Source organism: Ideonella aquatica, from assembly GCF_018069755.1.
GTDB lineage: Bacteria > Pseudomonadota > Gammaproteobacteria > Burkholderiales > Burkholderiaceae_C > Ideonella > Ideonella aquatica.
The window spans coordinates 21,442-37,901 of record NZ_JAGQDE010000024.1; the positions used below are offsets into that span (position 1 = coordinate 21,442).

Genomic DNA, 16,460 nt, shown 5'->3' on the forward strand with positions numbered 1-16,460 from the left:
AGCACACAGTGGGACCGACCGGCCGCGCCGGACAAGGCGCGCCACGGCAGTCCAGGCATGGATGCATTGTGGCAGTCCGCTGGCACGCCAGGCCGCCAGATCGCCGTCGGTCTCACTCGATGGTGATGCCGCCCACCAGAACCAGCGTGCTCGGGTAGACGCCCGAGCCATTGAGCACCGACAGATTGGCACCGCTGCTGAGCGTCCCGTCCGACACCGCGATGCCACCACCCACGCCCTGGAACGAGAGCTGCGACAGCGGCGACTTGGCCAAGGCATCAGCCACGCTGCTGGCCGCCCCGCCGCAGTCCTGCGACAGCACGAAGGAGCTCAGCGGCACCGCGTAGTCGGTGGCCGAGGCCGCCGTGGCGGTGAGCACGCGGTGCAGCTGCAGCCGGCAGTCGGTATTGGCGCCCACGGTGAAGCGCTTGCCCAGGTCAGCAACGATCAGGACGTTGTGGTTGGGTGCGCTGAACCACTCGGCGTTCTGGCCCAGTTTGAACTTCAGCTGCGTCTGCGAGCCCACCTGCAGGCCGGCTGTGTCAACGCCGCCCGTCAGGCCGCCGCTCACGCCGGGTGCCTGCACGTAGATGCCCATGAACAGGTCGGTGGCCGGCGTGGCGGTCTGGTGGTAGTAGAAGAAGTAGCTGTCAGCGGCGGACACGGCGGGCGTGAACCCACCGCCGCTGCCGCAGTTCGCCGGGTCGCCGTTGCAGGCATAGCCGTCCAGGTTGCTGCCGCTGAAGCCGCCGAACTCACCCCCCTCGACGGTGCGGTTGCCCGCACCAAAGCCGCTGGAGAACACCAACGGGCCCGTGCTGCCGCCGCCGGCCGGCCAGGGATAGATGAGGTTGTCGAGGTAGTAGGTGCGCGCAGCCCCCACGGTGGCGCCCGGGGTGCCGAAGTCAAAGAACACCGACAGCCGGTCGTAGCTGGCCGCCAGGTCCAGCGTCGGGGTGCCCGGCACCGGCCGGGAGAAGTCGAAACTCAGCGTCTGCCAGCCGGAGGCCGTGGTGACAGTGGCCTCGGTCTCGACCGTCTTGGCTGGCCGGGTCGAGTCCTCCACCTTCATGCGCACTGGGATGCCGGCCACCGGCGACCAGATGCGCGCGGTGATCGTCGACCGGCCGGCGGCGAAGCCGATGCGCGGGAGGGTGTTGCCCGCCGCGGTGGACAAGGTGGTTCCGGCCCAGGGCTCGGCCGTGGCGCTCTTGACGATGCGGGCCACCAGGTTGCCGGCACGGCTGGGGTCGACCACCACCGCAGCGTCTTCGGCGCCGCCAAAGCCTGCCAGGATGGGGGCGGTGGTCTCGTCGAAGCTCACCACGCCGGAGCGCAGCGTGGTGTTGAAAGCCTGGCTGGCCGAGGTCTCTGCATTGACCGTGCCCACGGCGTCGGTGACGCCAGCCGCAAGCACCGTCACCTGCACCGTACCCGAGGACGCTGGCGTGGGTGTGACCACCAGCGTGGCAGCGGTGCCCGAGCGCCGGATGAAGGCGCCCTTGGTCCCGCCGCTGACCGCGATGTCGTCCGCGGTGAAGCTGGTGCCGACATCGACGTTGAACGAGAAGGTGAAGGTGATGTCGCCGCTGGCCGTCTCGTCGGTGATGTTGTGGGTGATCGTCACCACCGGCACGGTCGCCGTGACCTCATGGCCACCGTCCTGCGGCGGCGCAACCCCATTGCCACCGCCACAGGCAGCCAGGGAGACGATCAGCACGGCGGCGGCCGCGGCGGCAAGGTTCAGACGGAGTCGACGGGTGGTCATGGTGGTGGTCCAGGTGGTCGCTGCGGTCGCGCCGGGCAGCCGGGAGTCAGGTGCCCTCGGCGCGGGCCAGCCGACCGGGCGGTACCGCCAGCTCGCGGCCATCCGAGAAGCGCACCCGAATGGGCTGACGGCCGGCATTGAAGGCCAGGTAGGTGCGGCGGCCATCGGGGCGACGGAACACCTGGTAGAGCGTGGTGTCGGCGCTGATGCTGGTGTCGGGCGCGCCCATCGCCGCCAGGCTGAGCAGGAAGTGCAGCGTGTGGCTGCGGCTGTCCCCGGCTTCAACAGCGCCCCAGCGGTCCCAGCCCGCCAGCGCCGCCTCGGGGTCGGCCAGCGCGCCGTACTTGGCGAAGATGTCCTGCCAGATGTCCGGCGGGTCAAAGCGCTTGCCGCGCTCGGCCCAGATCTTCTGCTCGTCCTTCAGCGACGCCAGGTTGCGCCGGATGTAGTCGGGGTGGCTGGCAAAGTAGGTGGAGACGGTGGTGATCGGCAGCAGGTTGATGCCGGTGATCTGCCGCGGCTCGTCGATCCACCAGGTGTTGTGGGCGTACTTGCCGCCGAAGACCATGCTGACGTCGGCGTTGCGGTATTCGGGTGCGAAGACGATGCGGTGCAGGTCGAACCAATAGTGGCGCACCGCCTCGGTCTCGGTGACCAGCATCCAGGTGCCCAGATCGCGCAGCGCCTGGTCGCCAGTGACCTCACCCCACAGGATCAGGCCGGCCCAGGCGTTGAGCGCCTCGCTGGACGACTCCTGGTTGTTGCCCCACTCACCCAGGCCAATGCCCGAGGCCCAGCTGTGGCCCTCATAGGGGTCAAAGTTGCGCAGAAAGGGGAAGTCGGCGCGACCGCGCTCGGCGGTGGCGATGTCCTTGACCAGCAGGTCGACCATGTCGCCCCAGCGGCCGCGTGCCGCCCAGTCGGGGTCGCGCAGCGCGATCTCGGCCACCGCGCGGATCCAGTAGCCGTAGTGGAAGTGGTGGTCGTTCATCTGCACCACCGCAAAGTACTCCTCGGGGTAGCCCACCACCGTGCCCATGGCCTGGTCCCAGTGGAAGAAGCGCCGCTTGTCGCCGCCCGAGAACCACTCCTCGACGCGCTTCTTCAGCAGGCCCAGCAGGCGTTCGGCGCCTTCGCGGTCGCCCTGCTGTTCGCAGACGTCAAGCATCTTGACCAGGCGCAGCAGGCCCTTGCCCTGCCAGTAGGGCCCCTCGCCGCCCTGCTGCAGCATGCGGTGGGCGTTGCGCACGTCGGCCTTCATGGCCTCGCGCAGATCGCCCACGCGCGGGCTGCTGTCGGGCACGGCGGGCCAGTAGGGCACGAAGCCGGTGTAGCGGCTGGTGGTGGTGAAGCGCTTGTCGGCCAGCAGCTTCATCGGTCCGCGCAGCGTGGCGTAGGCCGGGCCCAGGCGGCCCTCGACGCTGGCGTTGCCGTGCCAGTGGTGCGGGTACAGACCCAGCAGCGGCGTGGCTTCGTTGCCCTCAAGCGGCTGGGTGGTGGCGGTGAAGACGGTCTCGACGCGGCCGCTGGCGCGGTCGACGCTCCAGCTGACCCGGGTGTCGGTGACCGCGGCATAGGCGTGCTTCAGCAGCAGGGCCTGCGTGGCAGCGCTGTCGTCGGGCAGGGCCGCGGCGACCAGGTAGCCCTGGCCGGCCGGCAGACGGGCAACCCACTCGGCCGGCGCGGCCTGCTCCCACTGCACGCCGGTCGGGCCGTAGAGCGCGTAGGGCGTGCCGGCCAGGCGCAGCAGCAACACCCGCGGGTCGGCCGACGGCAGGCGCTCGGCCGGCTGCTTCAGGCGTACCCGCAGGTCACCGCGGCCGACGCGCAGCCAGACGTAGGGGCTGCCGTGGGCGATGGTGGCATCGAAGCGGTCGGCGCCGCGGCCCATGGCGATGTCCACCGTCCAGTCGCTGGCGCCGGCCAGCAGGGCCCGGCCCGGCTCGAAGGCGGTGGGCGCGATCAGCAGATCGTCCCGGTGGGCGTGGTGGATCTCGACGTCGCGGCGCTCGGTGGGCACCACCGCCTTCTTCGGCAGCGACACCTCCAGCCCGGCGGCGGTGGGTTTCACCGTCAGCGGCAGTGCGTAGATGGGCTCGGGCTGATCGCTGAAGATCAGCGTGGAGTACCACTGGTTGGTGGGCGCTGCGCGGCGGGCCATGGCCTCGGTGCGGTGTGGCGCCCGCGGGACGCTGGCGTTGCCTCGAGGGCTCAGGCTGACGCGCCCTGCGCCCAGCGCCACCCCGTCGGCCTGGGCCCAGGCCGGGCTGCCCACGCCCGCGCAGCCAAAGCCCAGCGCGGGCAGAATGCCAAGGAGATCGCGGCGGGTGAGGGTCATGGCGGCGTCTCGTGAGCCCGAAGTGAACGGCCAGATGATTGTGTTTGAAAGCGCTTTCAGAATTGGCTGTCGTTTTCCCGAATATCGTCGATCCGGGGTTGCGGGAAAACACGGACGCTTGATCCGTTGACCCGACGGGGCATCGGCTCTATCGTTTGAAAGCGCTTTCAGGTTTGATGTGCCGAGGCCCTGCCCTCCATCACCCGAGCCTGGCGACGCCCACCTCCGTTCTGCCGTCCCGAGGCCCTCCATGCCGCCACCGAACCGCCGCCTCCCGCACCAGCCTCGCCCGCTCCGGCCCCAGCGCACCGGCACCGCCGTGCTGGCCCTGGGCGCTGCACTGATGGCCGCGCCGGCCACCGCCGTGGAGTTCGGCCCCTTCAGCCTCACCGGCTTCGCCAAGGCCGAGTGGACCAGCACCACCAATGTCTGCGAGGACTGCCAGCGCGAACTGGGCGAGAACCGCCAGCGCATCTGGGCCGACGACCTGGCCTTTGGCAAGCGCTTTGGCACGCGCAGCGAGCATGTCACGCTGTTCCAGCCCTACCTGGGCGCCAAGCAGCGTGTCGGCGGCGGCTTCGAGCTCTTCGGCCTGCTGAGCCAGCGCTGGCGTGACGGCCGGGTGGATCTGGACGGCTGGCTCTACGAACGCAATGTCGGCATCGCCCACGAGGACTGGGGCCGCCTGACGGTTGGCGCCATGACCACGCGCGGCTGGAGCGTGCCGGACTACCCCTACTCGTTCAAGGCCATCGGCTCGGACTTCTGGGGCGGTGGCGTGGGCTCATCCACCGCCTGGAGCGACAGCGGCGCCGCCTACGGTCTGCTGAGCCGCGCGGTGCGCTACATGTCGCGCCCGGTGGAGTTCCTCGGCGGCGACGTGCTGCTCGAAGCCACCTACGACTTTGGCAAGTCCGGCTGGACGCGCAACCGTCCGTCCTTTCTGGAGCTCTACGCCAAGTACATCGGCCGCGACCTGCTGGTCGACCTCATCGTGCAATCGGCGAAGAACGGCGAACCCGTGGCCTGGGGCAAGGCGCCCTTCGGCGGCCTGACACCCTTCCCTGCCGACGACCCGCTGCTGGGCGGCTCCAGCCAGGGCATGGCGATGCTGATGGTGCGCCACCTGCTGAACCCGCAGCTGGAACTGTCGGGCGGCCTGCGCCTGAACCGATGGAGCGGCGCCTACGCCGTGCAGACCACACCCGGCGCGCAAGGCCGCTGGAACAGCATGTTCAACGTCGACTGGGGGGGCGTTGACGCCAACGGCGTGCCCAACCCCGGCTACGCCGCACGCTCCACCGATGGCATGCTGGGCGTTCGCTACCGCTGGGACGACAAGCTCACCATCGGCGGCGGCCTGGTCCACCTGGGCCAGGCCCGCACCAAGAACCCCAGCGAGCGCGGCCAGAGCAACACGCTGACGGTGGCCAGCGCCAGTGTGGGCTACACGCTCAACGAACACGTCAACCTCTACGCCTCGGCCAGCGCCTACCAGTACGGGCGCAAGGGTCTGGCGCCGCTGTCGGTGCCGGCCCATGACGCCTTCACGCGCATCGACGCGCGCGTCGCCAAGCGCGGCAACGCGGTCGCCGTCGGCGTCAACTTCACGTTCTGAGGCCTGCCATGACTCCTCGACTCCCCCCTGCCCTGCGGCGTGCGCGTTCGCTGATGGCCCTGGCCGCCCTGGTGCTGACGGGCAGCGTGCTGGCCCTGGCTGGCTGTGGCGGCGGTGGCAGCGGCGGCTACACCGAGCAGGCCGTCTCGCAGACCAGCGAGCGGCGCCTGCTGCCCAGCAGCCTGATGACCCGCGCTGCGGTCAATTACTCGCCCTACCGCACGTCGGCCAACGCCAGCCAGCTTGCCAACGAGGTGATCACGCCGGCCCAGGTGCTGCAGGACCTGCGGCTGGTGCAGGCCACCGGCATCGGCACGATCCGCCTGTTCAGCAGCCGCGCCTTCGCGCGCACCGTGCTGGAGGTGATCCGCGACAACGCGCTGGACCTGAAGGTCTACCTGGGCGCCTATCCCAACCCGGTCACCGACGCGGCCGCCGAGGCCGACAACCTGGCCGAGCTGGAGGCCTGCATCGCGCTGGCCAAGGACTTCCCGGACACGGTGGTGGCCGTCAGCGTGGGCAACGAGACCATGGTCGAATGGTCGGCCCACAAGATCGCGGTGGCCGACATGGCGCGCTACATCAAGCATGTGCGCGACGCCATCACCCAGCCGGTCACCACCGACGACAACTTCCTGTTCTGGGCCTCGGTACCCAAGTCGATCGCCGAAGTGGTGGACTTTGCCGCGGTGCACGTCTACCCCTTCCTGGACACCTACTACAACCCCAGCGCCTACGACTGGCGGCAGAAGGCCGTGGCCGAGCCGCAGCGCGCCCAGGCAATGATTGACGCCACGCTCACCGAGGCGAAATCGCAGTTCGAGCGCGCCCGTCAGGGCCTGGTCAAGCTCAACCTGGGCAGCCTGCCGATGCTGATCGGCGAAACCGGCTGGGCCGCGGTGGATACCGCGGGCGGCCCCAACCTGGCCTTCCGCGCCCACCCGGTGAACCAGAAGCTCTACCTCGACGGCCTGGAGAGCTGGGTGCAGCAGGGCCGCCAGGACGCCCAGGGCCCGAAGGCCATCTTCATCTTCCAGGCCTTCGACGAGCCCTGGAAACAGGGCGACGACGGCTGGGGCCTGTTCAACGCGCAACGCCAGGCCCGCTACGCGGTGCAGGCCCTGGGCACCTGTGGCGTGACCTGGACCTGCGAGGCCGGCAGCTACACCCCGGCCGATGCCACCAAGTGGGTGCAGCCCACGTTGGCGCCCGCGGTGACGGCCGCGCGCTACACGCTGTTCGCCGACACGGCGGCGGCTGACGAGGTGTTCGCCACCGGCCTGCGCTGGGACCCGTTCGCGCTCAGCGGCTACCGCGAGTCCGCGTCAGGGCTGGCCTCCGGCGATGGTGGCGTGTACCTCGAAATCTCGCCCAACCCGCTGGACTACGGCTGGGGCCTGTTCCGCTACTCGGGCAGCGGCGTGCTGGAGAACCTCTCCGGCTTCGCCAACGGCCGGCTGAACTTCCAGGTGCACAGCGACGGCTACCCCGGCAAGATCGAGGTCGGCATCACCACCGACACCGAGGACCGCGATATCCAGGAAGCCTTCCTGCAGGTGGGACCGGGCGACCATGGCTACTGCAACAGTGGCGGCTGGTGCCAGGTGTCGATTCCAGTCAGCGCCTTCCTGGCGGTGAACCCGAAGCTGGACCTGCGCTATGTGAACTTCCGCTTCATCATCGCTGACCGCTTCAGCTTCACCGGCAAGCCCCTGAATTACACGGGCCTGCCAGTGCTGAACATCGACGATCTGCACTGGTCGCGCTGATGGCTGCCAGCGCACCGCAGCGGGTGGCCTGGCGCCACAAGCTCGCCTTCGGTCTGGGCATGCTGGCCAACCAGATGTTCCCGGCGGCGCTGGGCATCTTCATGGTGGTGCTGGTGCAGGACATGGGCTTTCCCAGCTGGATGTGGGGCATCCTGTTCTTCCTGCCACGGGTCTTTGACGCCGTCAGTGACCCCATCATGGGGTTCATCTCCGACAACACCCGCTCGCGCTGGGGCCGGCGTCACCACTACGTGTTCCTGGGCGCGATCGTGATGGGGGTGTCCTTCATCGCGATGTGGCAGCTCCACCGCAGCGACGGCCTCACCCACAACTTCGTCTACTTCCTGCTCTGGTCCCTGGTGTTCTATACCGGGCTGACGCTGTTCAGCATTCCCTACGTGGCGATCGGCTACGAGATGAGTGACGACTTCCATGAGCGCACCAGCATCATGGCGGTGGCGCAGTGGGTCGGCCAGTGGGCCTGGGTGATTGCACCGTGGTTCTGGGTGGTGATGTACGACCGCCGCTGGTTCGACAACGCCGACGCCGCCACCCGGCACCTGGCCTGGTGGGTGGGCGGCATCTGCATGCTGCTGGCGATGGTGCCTGCGCTGTTCATCCCGCGGCGCTCCAGCGCGGACGACACCCACCTGATCCCGCTGACCTGGCGCCACCTGGGCGGCGGCGTGCGCGAGATCCTGAACGGCTTCCAGGAAGCCTTTGGCTCGGCGCCCTTCCGTCAGCTGTGCTTTGCCACCTTCCTGATCTTCAACGCCTTCAACACCGTGGCAGCGTTCTCGTTCTTCATCGTGGTCTACCACCTGTTCGGCGGCGACACCGCGGCGGCCGGCACCTGGCCCACCTTGTTCGGCAGCATTGGCGCGCTGATCACCACCTTCGCGGTCATCCCCACCGTGGCCTGGTTGTCGCGCCGCCTGGGCAAGAAGAACGCCTTCATGCTGTCGCAAGGCCTGTCGGTCATCGGCTACGTGCTGCTGTGGTTCCTGATGGTGCCCGGCCAGCCGGCGCTGTTCATCATCGCCCTGCCTTTCTTCTCCTTCGGCATCGGTGGCCTGTTCACGCTGATGATGTCCATGACCGCCGATGTCTGCGACCTGGATGAGCTGGCCACCGGCAAGCGCCGCGAAGGCATCTTCGGCGCCATCTACTGGTGGATGGTGAAGTTCGGCTTCGCGATCGCCGGCCTGCTCAGTGGCGCCATCATGAGCCTGGTGGGCTTCACGCCAGGCGCCGCCAGCCAGGCCGCGGGCGCGGTGGATGGACTGCGCCTCTTCTACTCCGGCGTGCCGATCGTGGGCACGCTGCTGGCGATGTGGGTGATGCGCGACTACGACCTGGACGAGCAGCGCGCCGCCCAGGTGAAGGCCGAGCTGGCAAGGCGCTCGACGGCTGCGGCTGCCGCCGTATAGTGCGCCGGGTCAGCGCCGCCGCGGCCGCGGCCGGCGGCCCCATCACCCGTGCTCGCCCCGTCCGCCCATGCCCCGCTTCGCCGCCAACCTCACGATGCTCTACAACGAGCATGCCTTCCTTGAGCGCTTTGCCGCCGCGGCCGCTGACGGTTTCCGGGGCGTCGAGTTCCTGTTTCCCTATGCCTTCCCCGCCGAGGAGCTCGCCCAGCGGCTGCGCGACCATGGCCTGCAGCAGGTGCTGTTCAATGCGCCGCCAGGCGACTGGGAGGCCGGCGAGCGCGGCCTGGCCTGCCTGCCGGGGCGCGAGGCCGACTTCCGCGCCGGTGTCGCCCGGGCGCTGGACTACGCGCAGGCGCTGGATTGCCCGCGCATCCACCTCATGGCCGGCCTGGCGCCCGCAGGCGTCGAGCCGGCCGCGCTGCAGGCCGTCTACGAGGCCAACCTGGCCTGGGCCGCCGAACAGGCCCGCGCCGCCGGCCGCGAGCTGCTGATCGAGCCGATCAATACCCGCGACATGCCCGGCTACTTCCTCAACCGGCAGGACGAGGCGCACCGCATCGTGCAGGTGATCCAGGCCCCCAACCTGAAGGTGCAGTTCGATCTGTACCACTGCCAGATCGTTGAGGGCGACGTGGCCATGAAGATCCGCCAGTACCTGCCCACCGGCCGCGTCGGCCACATCCAGATCGCCGGCGTACCGATGCGCCACGAGCCCGACCTGGGTGAGCTGAACCACGGCTACCTGTTCGAGGTGATTGACGAGGTCGCTGCCAGCTGCGGCTGGACGGGCTGGATCGGCTGTGAATACCGGCCTGCCCGGGGCAGCGTGGCGGGCGCCACGTCAGCCGGTCTGGGCTGGTTGGACACCCTTGGCGTTCGGCCCCCGGCAGGGTGACGACAACTCCCTGTACGATGCCGCTCACGCCCGACTGCAGAGCATCACCGTGCAACTCGCCACCTGGAACGTCAACTCGCTGGCCGTGCGCCTGCCCCAACTGCTGGACTGGCTGGCCGCGCATCCGGTGGATGCACTGGTGCTGCAAGAGACCAAGCTCACCGACGACAAGTTTCCGCGGGCCGAGATCGAGGCTGCCGGCTACCGCGTGGTCTTCCATGGCCAGAAGACCTACAACGGCGTGGCGCTGCTGTCGCGCAGCGAGGCCACCGACGTGGTGCGCAACATCCCCGGCTTGGCCGATGAACAGGCCCGCGTGATTGCCGGCACGGTGGATGGTGTGCGTGTGGTGGGCGGCTACTTTCCCAACGGCCAGGCCCCCGACAGCGAGAAGTTCGTCTACAAGATGGGCTGGCTGCAGGCACTGCAGGACTGGCTGCGCAGCGAGCTGGCCAGGCACACTCAGTTGGTGCTGATGGGCGACTTCAACATCGCGCCGGAAGACCGCGACGTCTACGACCCGGTCGCCTGGGCCGGCCAGATCCACTGCACCGACCAGGAGCGCGCCCATTTCCGCGCGCTGCTGGACCTGGGCCTGGTGGATGCCTTCCGCCTCTTCGAGCAGCCGCCCAAGAGCTGGAGCTGGTGGGATTACCGCAACCTGGCCTTCCGCAAGAACCAGGGGCTGCGCATCGACCACATCCTGGTCAGCCAGGCGCTGCAGCCGCGCGTGAGCGCCTGCGAGATTGACAAGGCGCCGCGCAAGAACGAGCGGCCCAGCGATCACGCCCCGGTGATCGTCACGCTGGTGTGACCGTCTTCTGGGGCCACAGCGCCCAGACATTGCCGGCCACCGCCAGCAGCGCGCCGGCCATCGCCAGGCCATCGGGCCGGTAGCCCTCGGCCACGTACGACACGCTCATCGCCACCACCGGCGTGCTCACACCCACATAGGCCGCGCGCGCCGGGCCGATGCGCTGCATCAGCGCGTAGTAGCAGCCAAAGGCCAGCACCGAGCCGGCCAGCACCAGGTAGGCCAATGACCAGCCGAAGGCCGGGCTCCAGCGCAGCGTCCACAGCTCGCCGCTGGCCAGCGACAGCGCCGTCATGAACGCCGCTCCGTAGCCCATGGCCCAGGCCAGCGGCGCCGGCCCGCTGACCTGCTGGCGGTGATAGTGCGCCGCGCACAGGCTGGACACCGAGGACATCAGCACCGCGGCCGCGGTCAGCGCCGCGCCGGTCAGCACCGCGGGCGAGGCCGACAGGCGGGCAAACTCGTGCCAGAAGATCATCGCCACACCGCCCACGCCCGCCACGCCGCCCCAGCCCACGCGGCGCGACAGCGGCGTGCCCAGCGTCCAGCGCGCCAGCACCATGTTGAGCAGCGGCGAGGCCGCATAGCCCACCGCCACCAAGCCGGTGACCACATGGCGCTCGGCCTCGTAGACACCCCAGTAGGCCAATGCAAATCCGGCCAATCCCTGCAGTGCGAACCATCGGTGCAGGGATGCCGCAAAGCGCAGACGCTCACCGCGCCACAACGCCCACAGGATCATGGCCAGCGCCGCCAATGCAAAGCGCAGCGCCACGCCAGCGCCTGGGGCGATGGCGTCCAACTGGTAGAGGATGGCAAACCAGGTCGTGCCCCAGATGAGCACGCAGACGACAAACAGCACGGACGAGGGCATCGCGGGGCAGTGTCGCACGCCCTGCTGCCCAGCCCAGTTCAGTCGTCGATCTGCAGTTCCTGGATCTTGCGCGTGATGGTGTTGCGGCCGATGCCCAGCTTCTGCGCCGCCTCGATGCGGCGCCCGCGGGTGATCAGCAGCGCGGTGTGGATCAGGCGCGCCTCGAACTGGCGGGTCAGCGCATCCCACACTTCGGGCGCGCCAGATTCCAGCATGCGTCGAGCCACGCCCTCTAGGTCGTCGAGCCAGCCGGCCGGCATCGGCGCCGCGGGGGCGGCCAGCACCGCGGGCGCAGACACCGGCAACGGGGCGACGGGCTCCTGCATCACCGGCGTGGGCAGCACGGGCGAGGCGGCCTCGGCGGCCATCGCGCCCAGCAGCTCGGGCGGCAGGTCCTTCAGCTCGATCACCTGGGCCGGCGCCATCACGGTGAGCCAGTGGCAGACGTTTTCAAGCTGGCGCACATTGCCGGGGAATTCGAAGCCCTTGAGCTTGTCCAGCGCCTCGTCGGTGATGCGCTTGGGCTCGACGCCCAGCTCCTTGGCGCTTTTTTGCAGGAAGAAGCGCGCCAGCGCAGGGATGTCCTCGGCGCGCTCGCGCAGCGGCGGCAGGCGCAGGCGGATGACATTCAGGCGATGGAACAGGTCCTCGCGGAAGGCGCCGTCGCGCACCCGCTGCTCCAGGTTCTGGTGGGTGGCGGCAATGACGCGCACATTGGCCTTGAGCGGCTGGTGACCGCCCACGCGGTAGAACTGGCCGTCCGACAGCACACGCAGCAGGCGCGTCTGCAGATCGAAGGGCATGTCGCCGATCTCATCGAGGAACAGCGTGCCGCCATCGGCCTGCTCGAAGCGACCGCGGCGCATGGTCTGCGCGCCGGTGAAGGCGCCGCGCTCATGGCCGAAGAGCTCGCTCTCGAGCAGGTCCTTGGGGATGGCGGCGGTGTTGATCGCGATGAAGGGGCCGTTGGTGCCGCCGTCACCGCGCGGGCTGTGGCGGTGCAGCGCGCGGGCCACCAGCTCCTTGCCCGAGCCGCTCTCGCCGGTGATCAGCACCGTCACGTTGCTCTGGCTGAGGCGACCGATGGCGCGGAAGACATCCTGCATCGCCGGCGCCTGGCCGAGGATCTCGGGGGCGGGCTGGTGGCGCTCGTCGCCCACCTCCTCGCGCAGGCTTTCGTCCACCGCGCGGCGGATCAGCTCGGTGGCCTTGGTCAGATCGAAGGGCTTGGGCAGGTACTCGAAGGCACCGCCCTGGAAGGCCGACACCGCACTGTCCAGGTCGGAGTAGGCGGTCATGATGATGACCGGCAGGCCCGGCAGGCGCTGCTTGACCTGGCTGAGCAGGTCCAGGCCGGAGCCACCCGGCATGCGGATGTCGCTGACCAGCACCTGCGGCTCGTCGCCGTCGTTCAGGGCGTGCAAGACATCGCGGGGGTTGGCGAAGCTGCGCACCGGCAGCTGTTCGCGCGCGAGGGCCTTCTCGAGCACGAAGCGGATGGATTGGTCGTCGTCAACGATCCAGATGGGTTTCATGCAGGGTGCTCAGGGCAACGGAATCACGATCTTGAAGACCGTGCGTCCCGGCTCGCTGTCGCATTCGATCGTGCCCTGGTGTTGTTGCACGAAAGTCTGCGCCAGCGTGAGCCCGAGGCCTGAGCCGCCCTCCCGCCCCGATACCAGCGGGTAGAAGATGCGGTCTCGCAGCGATTCGGGGACGCCCGGTCCGTTGTCCTGGATATGCAATTCCAGTGCCAGTCGGAAGCGCTGCTTGCCAATCGTCACCTGCCGCGACACGCGCGTGCGCAGCACGATGCGCGCATCGCCGTTGTCGATCTGTTCGGCCAGCGCCTGGCAGGCGTTGTGGACGATGTTGAGCACCGCCTGGATCAGCTGCTCGCGGTCGCCGCGGAACTCGGGGATGGACGCGTCGTAGTCGCGCAGCACCTGCAGGCCGCGCGGATGCTCAGCCAGCACCAGCGAGCGCACGCGCTCGCAGACTTCGTGGATGTTGACGTCGCTGACGATGTGCGGCTTGCGGTGCGGCGCCAGCAGGCGGTCGACCAGGGCCTGCAGCCGGTCGGCCTCGTGGATGATGACCTGGGTGTATTCGCCCAGCTCGGGCGAGGGCAGCTCCAGCGCCAGCAGCTGCGCCGCGCCGCGGATGCCGCCCAGCGGGTTCTTGATCTCGTGCGCCAGGTTGCGGATCAGCTCGCGCGTGACCTGCGACTGGCCGGCCACGCGTTCCTCGCGGTCCTGGCGGGTCTGCTGCTCGATCTCGATCATCTCGACCAGCAGGCGCTCGTGCGAGTGATCGATCTGGCTGACGATGAAGTGCACCGGCAGCGGCTCGGTGGCACCCACCACCGCACGGCGCAGTGCGCTCTCGAAGCGGCGGGTGGAGAACTGGTTGGCCGCCAGCGCCTGCAGGGCCTCGAGCAGCTGGGCCGGCTCGCGGCACCACTCCAGCAGAGAACGCGACGTGAGCGTGCGGCGCGACAGGCCGATCACCGACTCCAGCACGCTGTTGACGAACAGGCATTGGCCGTCGGGGCGCACCACCGCGACCATCGTGGCGAGCTGGTCGAAGGCCTCCCAGTGGCGCTCACTGGGCACCGCGCCCGCCGGTCGCACGGCCATCACGAGGCCACTTTGCTGATCTCGCGCCGCAGTGCGGCGATGTCGGCTTCCTTGCGCGTGATCGCCGCCTTCATCTCGGCCACCCGGTCGATGTACTTCTGCGGATTGCGGACTTCGTCGCCACGGCGCTCGGGCTCGCCATTGTTGTACTCACGGCGCAGGGCTTCCAGCGCGGCTTCTTCCTTGGCCAACTCGGATTCAAGAATGCGGCGGGCGTCGCTCTCGCGGGCGCGCTGGTCGGCGTCATTGACCTTGGCGCTGGCGGGCGAGCCCGACGGTGCGGGGCGCGCCTTGGGCATGGCCACCGAGGTGGGCTGCTGGGCTTCGCGGGCCTTGCAGCCGCGCTGCTCGGCTTCCTTGGCGGTGATGGTGTTGGTGAACACGTTGCCGGGGCAGACGTAGTACACCTGCGAGCCCGCCTGGGCCTGGACGGCCGACGCCGCAGGCAGGCACAGACCGAGGACGAGCAACGCGCCAGAGGCACGGGGAGCGGGAGAGGATCGCATGGCGGCATTGTCGCTGGATTGGCAGCGCAGCGGGATGACAGGCTGGGGATCAACGCTCGGACCGGACCACCGGCCGACGCCGGGGCTCAACCCCAAAGAAAAAGGGACGGCCAGGCCGTCCCTCTCGCGTGCGATCCCGCCAGGGATCACAGGGCGTAGTACATGTCGTACTCGACCGGGTGCACGGCCATGCGGAAGCGGGTGACTTCCTGCATCTTCAGGTCGATGTAGGCATCGAGGTAGGCGTCGGTGAACACGCCGCCCTTGGTCAGGAACGCGCGGTCCTTGTCCAGGTACTCGAGGGCCTGGTCCAGGCTGTGGCAGACGGTCGGGATCTTCGCGTCCTCTTCCGGCGGCAGGTGGTACAGGTCCTTGGTGGCGGCCTCGCCCGGGTGGATCTTGTTCTCCACGCCGTCCAGGCCCGCCATCAGCAGCGCGGCGAAGCACAGGTACGGGTTGGCGGAAGGATCCGGGAAGCGGGCTTCCACGCGGCGGCCCTTCGGGTTGGCCACGTAGGGGATGCGGATCGAGGCCGAGCGGTTCTTGGCCGAGTAGGCCAGCTTGACCGGGGCTTCGAAACCGGGGACCAGGCGCTTGTAGCTGTTGGTGCCGGGGTTGGTGATGGCGTTTAGCGCGCGGGCGTGCTTGATGATGCCGCCGATGTAGTACAGCGCGAACTCGCTCAGGCCGGCATAGCCGTCGCCCGCGAACAGGTTCTTGCCGTCCTTCCAGACCGACTGGTGCACGTGCATGCCGGAACCGTTGTCGCCAACGATGGGCTTGGGCATGAAGGTGGCGGTCTTGCCGTAGGCATGGGCCACGTTCACGATGATGTACTTCTGCAGCTGCAGCCAGTCAGCGCGCTGAACGAGCGAGCTGAACTTGGTGCCGATTTCCATCTGGCCGGCGTTGGCCACTTCGTGGTGGTGCACTTCGACCGGGATGCCCAGCTGCTCGAGCAGCAGGCACATCTCGGAGCGCATGTCCTGGCCGCTGTCGACCGGCGGGACCGGGAAGTAGCCGCCCTTGACGGTGGGACGGTAGCCGGTGTTGCCGTGCTCGTACTCCTTGCTGGAGTTCCAGGCGGCTTCCTCGGACTCGATCTTGAAGAACGAGCCGCCCATTTCGTTGCCCCAGCGCACGCTGTCGAACACGAAGAACTCGGGTTCCGGACCGAAGTAGGCGACGTCGCCCAGGCCCGAGGCCTTCATGTAGGCCTCAGCGCGCTTGGCCAGCGAGCGCGGATCGCGCTCGTAGGGCTTGCCATCGGTGGGATCGATGACGTCGCAGGTCAGGATCAGCGTCGGCTCTTCGAAGAACGGGTCGATGTTGGCCGTGTTCGGGTCCGGCATCAGCAGCATGTCCGACGCTTCGATGCCCTTCCAGCCGGCGATCGACGAGCCGTCGAACGCATGGCCCGACTGGAACTTGTCTTCGTCAAAAGCGGACACGGGCACGGAGACGTGCTGTTCCTTGCCACGGGTATCGGTGAAGCGGAAGTCAACGAACTTGACGTCGTTGTCCTTCACGAGCTTCATCACGTCGGCGACGGTCTTGGCCATCAGAAAGGCTCCTGGCGGATGGTTGGCTGAGAAGATTCGGGAATGAAATCCGGGGACGGCGGTCGGGCCGTGGGAGGCCCCATTTCAGGGTTCACCCGTGGAACCCGACTGCAGCGGGCGGAATGTAGCAGAAAGCGTGCCCAAATCTGGTGATCGACCGGCGCGATTCAGTGGCCCAAGTGCCCCTTGGCGCGCGGGACTTGACGGCCAAACCTTCCGAGATTGCACTGATTTGGTGAACTCATTG

General features: G+C 68.6%; 12 protein-coding genes. 5 read left to right on the top strand and 7 right to left on the bottom strand.

The features are described 5' to 3' along the window. Positions 1-112 precede the first annotated feature (112 nt). Entirely contained in the window at positions 113-1,768 is a 1,656-nt protein-coding gene (locus tag KAK06_RS19825) for an Ig-like domain-containing protein (RefSeq protein ID WP_210803891.1), read from the bottom strand. 46 nt (positions 1,769-1,814) lie between these two features. Continuing rightward, positions 1,815-4,106: a glycosyl hydrolase gene (locus KAK06_RS19830; RefSeq protein ID WP_210803892.1), complete on the bottom strand. Its 2,292-nt coding sequence runs from the start codon at positions 4,104-4,106 to the stop codon at positions 1,815-1,817. Positions 4,107-4,356: 250 nt separating this feature from the next. Here KAK06_RS19830 and KAK06_RS19835 point away from each other — a divergent pair, with 250 nt between their 5' ends. The 5 genes from KAK06_RS19835 to xth all read left to right on the top strand — a co-directional run bounded on the left by KAK06_RS19835 (position 4,357) and on the right by xth (position 10,632). Further along, on the top strand, positions 4,357-5,724 hold the full coding sequence (locus tag KAK06_RS19835) for a porin family protein (RefSeq protein ID WP_210803893.1): 1,368 nt from the start codon (positions 4,357-4,359) through the stop codon (positions 5,722-5,724). Positions 5,725-5,732: 8 nt separating this feature from the next. Further along, a complete protein-coding gene (locus KAK06_RS19840) occupies positions 5,733-7,493 on the top strand; it encodes a glycosyl hydrolase family 17 protein (RefSeq protein WP_210803894.1) in 1,761 nt (586 codons plus the stop codon). Next, positions 7,493-8,923 (top strand): MFS transporter, encoded by a 1,431-nt coding sequence (locus KAK06_RS19845; protein WP_210803895.1) that lies wholly within the window; start codon positions 7,493-7,495, stop codon positions 8,921-8,923. Before KAK06_RS19840 ends, KAK06_RS19845 begins: the two co-directional genes overlap by 1 nt. 67 nt (positions 8,924-8,990) lie before the next feature. Beyond that, the gene (gene otnI, locus KAK06_RS19850) at positions 8,991-9,818 is read left to right on the top strand and encodes a 2-oxo-tetronate isomerase (RefSeq protein ID WP_210803896.1); all 828 of its coding nucleotides are present in this window, start codon (positions 8,991-8,993) and stop codon (positions 9,816-9,818) included. A 49-nt stretch (positions 9,819-9,867) separates the two neighbouring features. Further along, on the top strand, positions 9,868-10,632 hold the full coding sequence (gene xth / locus KAK06_RS19855) for an exodeoxyribonuclease III (protein ID WP_210803897.1): 765 nt from the start codon (positions 9,868-9,870) through the stop codon (positions 10,630-10,632). Here the strand turns inward: xth and KAK06_RS19860 are convergent. The 5 genes from KAK06_RS19860 to glnA all read right to left on the bottom strand — a co-directional run bounded on the left by KAK06_RS19860 (position 10,619) and on the right by glnA (position 16,213). Next, positions 10,619-11,506 carry a DMT family transporter gene (locus KAK06_RS19860; protein WP_210803898.1) on the bottom strand — a complete coding sequence of 296 codons (888 nt, stop codon included), beginning with the start codon at positions 11,504-11,506 and terminating at the stop codon, positions 10,619-10,621. The two genes, xth and KAK06_RS19860, sit on opposite strands and share 14 nt — an antisense overlap. A 38-nt stretch (positions 11,507-11,544) precedes the next feature. Continuing rightward, entirely contained in the window at positions 11,545-13,041 is a 1,497-nt protein-coding gene (gene ntrC, locus KAK06_RS19865; RefSeq protein ID WP_210803899.1) for a nitrogen regulation protein NR(I), read from the bottom strand. Between the two features lie 9 nt (positions 13,042-13,050). Further along, complete coding sequence (glnL, locus tag KAK06_RS19870) at positions 13,051-14,145, bottom strand: nitrogen regulation protein NR(II) (RefSeq protein WP_210803900.1); 1,095 nt, start codon at positions 14,143-14,145, stop codon at positions 13,051-13,053. After that, positions 14,145-14,651, bottom strand: coding sequence for a hypothetical protein (locus tag KAK06_RS19875; protein ID WP_210803901.1), 507 nt, complete (start codon positions 14,649-14,651; stop codon positions 14,145-14,147). The genes glnL and KAK06_RS19875 overlap by 1 nt, the downstream gene beginning before the upstream one ends. A gap of 146 nt (positions 14,652-14,797) precedes the next feature. Next, a complete protein-coding gene (gene glnA / locus KAK06_RS19880; protein WP_210803902.1) occupies positions 14,798-16,213 on the bottom strand; it encodes a type I glutamate--ammonia ligase in 1,416 nt (471 codons plus the stop codon). Positions 16,214-16,460: the final 247 nt, after the last annotated feature.